This window comes from Pseudomonas oryzagri, from assembly GCF_020831405.1.
GTDB lineage: Bacteria > Pseudomonadota > Gammaproteobacteria > Pseudomonadales > Pseudomonadaceae > Geopseudomonas > Geopseudomonas oryzagri.
Genome location: NZ_JAJHPU010000033.1, coordinates 1 through 6,129, shown reverse-complemented (window position 1 = coordinate 6,129; position 6,129 = coordinate 1). Strand labels below are relative to the sequence as shown.

The window sequence follows — 6,129 nt, the reverse complement described above, 5'->3', positions numbered from 1 at the left end:
ACCACGCTGCCGTGGGCCGGATCGCCGGCCTTGGCAAAGCTCAGGGCACCGCCCGAGGTGGTGCTGTCGTTAGCCGACACATCGCCGGATACCGGAGTGTCCTCGGCGGTGCTGATGCTGTCGGCCAGGGCGGTGAGATCCACCGCAGCGGTCACGGTGATCGTGACGGTGCGGGTCAGGGACTCGCCCGAATCCGCGTCGGTCACCGTGTAGTCGAAGCTGTCGCTGCCGCTCCAGTTGGCGTCCGGGGTATAGGTGTAGGTGCCATCGCTATTGACCACCACGCTGCCATGGGCCGGGTCGCTGGCCTTGGCGAAGCCCAGGGCGCCGCCCGAGCTGGTGCTGTCGTTACCCGAGACATCCCCGTTGACCGGGGTGTCTTCGGTGGTGGTGGCGGTGTCATTGACGGCCACCAGGTCGGCGGCCGGGGTGACGGTCACGGTCACCGTGCGGGTCAGGGACTCGCCGGAGGCCGCATCGGTCACGGTGTAGTCGAAGCTGTCGGCACCACTCCAGTTGGCGTCCGGGGTGTAGGTGTAGGTGCCGTCGCCATTGACCACCACGCTGCCGTGGGCCGGATCGCCGGCCTTGGCAAAGCTCAGGGCGCCGCCGGAGCTGGTGCTGTCGTTACCCGAGACATCCCCGTTGACCGGGGTGTCCTCGGCGGTGCTGATGCTGTCGGCCAAGGCGGTGAGATCCACGGCCGGGGTGACGGTTACGGTGACCGTGCGGGTCAGGGACTCGCCCGAATCCGCATCGGTCACGGTGTAGTCGAAGCTGTCGCTGCCGCCCCAGTTGGCGTCCGGGGTGTAGGTGTAGGTGCCATCGCTATTGACCACCACGCTGCCGTGGGCCGGATCGCTGGCCTTGGCAAAGCTCAGGGCGCCGCCCGAGGTGGTGCTGTCGTTGCTGGCGACGGTGCCGTTGACCGGGGTGTCCTCGGCGGTGGTGGCGGTGTCATTGACGGCCACCAGGTCGGTCGCGGCAGTCACGGTGATCGTGACGGTGCGGGTCAGGGTCTCGCCCGAGGCCACATCGGTCACGGTGTAGTCGAAGCTGTCGGCACCACTCCAGTTGGCGTCCGGGGTGTAGGTGTAGGTGCCGTCGGCATTGACCACCACGCTGCCGTGGGCCGGGTCGCTGGCCTTGGCGAAGCTCAGGGCGCCGCCCGAGCTGGTGCTGTCGTTGCTGGCAACGGTGCCGTTGACCGGGGTGTCCTCGGCGGTGCTGATGCTGTCGGCCACGGCGGTGAGATCCACCGCCGCGGTGACGGTAATGCTGAGAGTGCTGGTGTCGTCGCTGCCGGAACCGTCGGTAACGGTGTAGCTGACCAGCGGGAAGCTGCCGTTCCAGTTGGCCGCCGGAGTGAAGCTATAGCTGCCGTCGGCGTTGACGGTGAGCTCGCCCTGGCCGGCGACGGTATAGGCGCTGCCCAGCACGAACGGACCGGTTTCGCCGGCAAGGCTGAAGCTGGCGATCGACAGCGGGCCATCGACGCTGGAGCTGCCGGTCAGCAGGGAGCCGTTGGTGACGCCGCTGTCCTCGGCGACGGTCAGGGTTTCACTGGCGTCGGCGAAGTCGTCGTTGGCCGGGGTGACGGTGATGGTCAGGGTCGAGCTGTTATCGGTGCCCGAGCCGTCGGTCACCACATAGGAAATGACCGGGAAGCCGCCGTTGTAGTCGGCGGTCGGCGTGAAGCTGTAGCTGCCGTCGGCATTGACGGTGATCTCGCCCTGGCCGGTCACGGTGTAGGCGGTGCCCAGCACGAACGGACCGGTTTCGCCAGCGAGGCTGAAGCTGGCGATCGACAGCGAGCCGTCGACGCTCGAACTGCCGGTCAGCAGGGTGCCGGTGGTGGCGGTGCTGTCCTCGGCGACGGTCAGGGTTTCGTCGGCATCGGCGAAGTCGTCGTTGGCCGGGGTGACGGTGATGGTCAGGGTCGAGCTGTCGTCCGTGCCCGAGCCATCGGTCACCGTATAGGTCACGACCGGGAAGCTGCCATTGAAGTCGGCGGCCGGGGTGAAGCTGTAGCTGCCGTCGGCATTGACGGTGATCTCGCCCTTGCCGGTGACGGTATAGGCGCTGCCCAGCACGAATGGACCGGTTTCGCCGGCAATGCTGAAGCTGGCGATGCTGAGTGCCCCATCGACGCTGGAGCTGCCGGCGAGCAGGGTGCCGCTGGTGGCGGTGCTGTCCTCGGCAACGGTCAGGGTCTCGTTGGCATCGCCGAAGTCGTCGTTGACCGGGCTGACAGTCACGCTGACGGTGGCGGTATCGCTGCCGCCATTGCCGTCGCTGACGGTATAGGTGAACGAGGTGGTGCCGTGCCAGTTGGTGTCCGGGGTGAAGGACACCACGCCGCCGACCAGGCTGACGCTGCCGCCGGTGGCCGGCTGGGTCACGGCGGTGACGGTCAGGGTTTCGCCGGCATCCGGAGCGCTGGAGTCATTGCCCAGCACGTCGAGCACGGTGGCGCCGCTGTCCTCGTTGACGGTGAAACTGTCGTTGACGGCATCCGGGTTGTCGTTGGCCGCGGTGATGCTGGTGGACAGGGTCACGGTGGCCGCCGAGATGGCGGTGGTGCCGCCGTTGCTGCTGACATCGACGGTGGCCCCGTTGCTGACGCTGGTGCTGCTGTCGATCAGGCGTACCGTCAGGTCGGGGGCAGAACCGTTGTAGTCAGCGGCCGGCAGGAAGCGCAGCAGGGCGCTGGCCTGCAGGGTCAGGGCGGTGCTGTCGTCGGAGATGGAGCTCAGGCTGGTCCAGTTGTTGCCGCCGTCGGTGCTGTACTGCCACTGGCCCTTGCTGGTGTCCTCGGTGTAGTCGGTGATGGCGATGCCGGCCAGGGTGTTGGCGCTGCTGCCGCCGGTTACCTGGTCGGTGCTGTCGTCGAAGTTGCCGGAGAACAGGTTGTCGACGCTGTCGCCGGACGGATTGGGGGTGTCCTCGGCCACGGCCGGCAGGCTGGTGGTACCGGAGGCCAGCGGGGCGTCGTTCGCCGGGCTGACGGTGACGCTGATGGTATCGCTGCTCTGGCTGAACGCTTGAGTCGAAATGGCGGTGACCAGATCCAGTGTCCAGCCATTCAGGCTGCCGACATCGCCGCCGGCATCGTCAGTGATATATAGCGTCCACGTACCGTTCGGATCGGTACCGTTGAGCACGGACAGCAGAGTATCCCCTGGGATGTCGGCCGAACCGTAGTTAACCGGGCGCCAGGTGCCGGTGAGCAGGGGAGCGGTGGGCTGGCTGGCAGCAGCGTCGTCGAACGTCAGGCTGATGGCGGTGACATCGTCGCCATTACCCGTATCGGACAGCAGCGCCACGACCTGGCCTTGGGGGCCGACCAGCCAGATGTCCAGGTCAGCCGGCCAGGTGTGGGTCAGGCCATTGAGCGTGACATTTACATCGGTGATGAGGCCCGCAGCAGACACGCTGAGGCTGGAGCTGATGGTGCTGAGGTTATTGATGGTCACGCCGCCGCCGGCGTAACTGCTGGAGATGCTCGTAAGAGTATCGACCTTGCTTCCGGCGGTGCCGGTGCTCTGATCCCAGGCCTTGAAGGTCAACACATCGGCCAGGTTACCGTTGAAGTTGGCCGCAGGGCTGAAGTACAGGCGGGTATTGCCATCGTTGGCCAGTAGCAGGGCGCTGCTGTCACTGACCGCACCCACGGCGCTCCAGGTGGTGCCGTTGTCCAGCGAGTAGTACCAGGTGCCCTGACTTTCATCGACGGCAGTGATGGCAATGCCTGTTGCTGCGGTGCCATCGACATCGCTGATACCGCCGGTGTAGTCGCCGATCAGTGCGCCCACGGTCCCGACGGGCAGGCCGGCGTCTTCGGCGACGCTCAGGTTCAGGCTGGTATCGGCCAGCGAAGGCTGGTCGTTGACTGGGTTGACAGTCACGCTGACGGTGGCGGTATCGCTGCCGCCATTGCCGTCGCTGACGGTATAGGTGAACGAGGTGGTGCCGTTCCAGTTGGCGTCCGGGGTGAAGGACACCACGCCGCCGACCAGGCTGACGCTGCCGCCGGTGGCGGGCTGGGTTACGGCGGTGACGGTCAGGGTTTCGCCGACATCCGGAGCGCTGGAGTCATTGCCCAGCACGTCGAGCACGGTGGCGCCGCTGTCCTCGTTGACGGTGAAACTGTCGTTGACGGCATCCGGGTTGTCGTTGACCGCAGTAACGCTGGTGGACAGAGTCACGGTGGCCGCCGAGATGGCGGTGGTGCCGCCGTTGCCGCTGACATCGACGCTGGCACCGCTGCTGACGCTGGTGCTGCTGTCGATCAGGCGCACGGTCAGGTCGGGGGCGGCGCCGATGTAGTCGGCGGCCGGCAGGAAGCGCAGCAGGGCGCTGGCGTCCAGGGTCAGGGCACTGGTGTCGCCCGCGATGCTGGACAGGCTGGTCCAGCTGTTGCCGCTGTCGGTGCTGTACTGCCACTGGCCCTTGGCGCTGTCCTCGGTGTAGCCGGTGATGGCGATGCCGGCCAGGGTATTGGCCGAGCTGCCGCCGGTCACCTGGTCGGTGCTGTCGTCGAAGTTGGCGGCGAACAGGTTGGCGACGCTGTCGCCGGACGGATTGAGGGTGTCCTCGGCCACGGCCGGCAGGCTGGCGGTGCCGGAGGCCAGCGGGGCGTCGTTCACCGGGCTGACGGTGACGCTGATGGTGTCGGTGCCGGCACTGAAGGCCGTCGGGGTGGTGCCGGCGGTCAGCGTCAGCGTCCAGGAGGACAGGCTGCCGGTATCCATAGTCTGATCATCGGCCACATACAGCGTCCAGGTGCCGTTCGGATCCGTGCCATTGAAGCTGGACAGCAGGGTGCTGCCGGTGAAGGGGTCGGTGCCGGTGCCAATGTCCTCGGCCAGATTGGTCGGCTTGTAGCTGCCGCTGGCAATCAGCGTGGTGCCCGGAAGGTTGCCGCTAGCGCTATCTACGAAGGTCAGCGTAATGGAGTTGATGTCACTGCCCCGGCCAGTGTCCGACATCAGCATCACCTGCTGGCCGGACGGGCCGACCAGCATCATGTCGATATCGCCTGGCCAGGTATGGCTGAGGCCACTCAGGACGACCTTGACGCTGGTGACCGTGCCGGTAAGGCCGGACACGCTCACGCTGGAGCTGTTGGTGGTGTTGTCGACGATGGCAAGTCCGGCGCCACTGTAATTCGTGGTCGTCGAGGAGGGCAGGGTGCTGACCTTGTCGCCTGCCGTGCCGCTGCTCCGATCCCAAGCCTTGAAGGTCAGCGCATCGGCCAGGCTGCCGTTGAAGTTGGCCGCCGGGCTGAAGTACAGGCGGGTATTGCCATCGTTGGCCAGCAGCAGGGCGCTGCTGTCGCTGACCGCACCCACGGCGCTCCAGGTGGTGCCGTTGTCCAGCGAGTAGTACCAGGTGCCCTGACTTTCATCGACGGCAGTGATGGCAATGCCTGTTGCTGCGGTGCCATCGACATCGCTGATACCGCCGGTATAGTCGCCGATCAGCGCGCCCACGGTCCCGACGGGCAGGCCGGCGTCTTCGGCGACGCTCAGGTTCAGGCTGGTATCGGCCAGCGAAGGCTGGTCGTTGGCCGGGTTGACGATGAGGGTCAGGGTGCCGACGTCGCTCAGGCTGCCGTCGGTGACGGTGTAGTCGACCGAGTCGGTGCCGTGGAAGTTGGCGGCCGGGGTGTAGGTGTAGCTGCCATCGCTGGCCAGCACCAGGGTGCCGCCCTGGGCGGTGGCAAAGGTGCCGGCCACCACGGACAGGCTGTCGCCATCCAGGTCGGAGTCGTTGGCGTCCAGCTCGATGCTGGAGCTGAATGGGGTGTCCTCGGTGACGGTGACCGCATCGTCCACCGCGACCGGGGCGTCGTTTACCGGGGTGATAAAGATGCTCAGGGTGCTGGTGTCGTCCGTGCCGGAGCCATCGGTGACGGTGTAGCTGATCACCGGGAAGCCGCCCATGTAGTCGGCCGCCGGGGTGAAGCTGTAGCTGCCATCGGCATTGACGGTGATCTCGCCCTTGCCGGTCACCGTATAGGCGCTGCCCAGCACGAACGGACCGGTTTCGCCGGCAATACTGAAGCTGGCGATCGACAGCGGGCCGTCGACGCTGGAGCTGCCGGTCAGCAGGGAGCCGTTGGTG

Annotated in this window: 1 protein-coding gene; it reads right to left on the bottom strand. The window is 66.6% G+C overall.

Annotation, left to right across the window (positions count from 1 at the left end; all coding sequences use genetic code 11):
• Positions 1-6,129, bottom strand: a 6,129-nt coding sequence (locus LMJ29_RS11895) for an Ig-like domain-containing protein (protein ID WP_229605741.1), incomplete at both ends; no start/stop codon positions are given.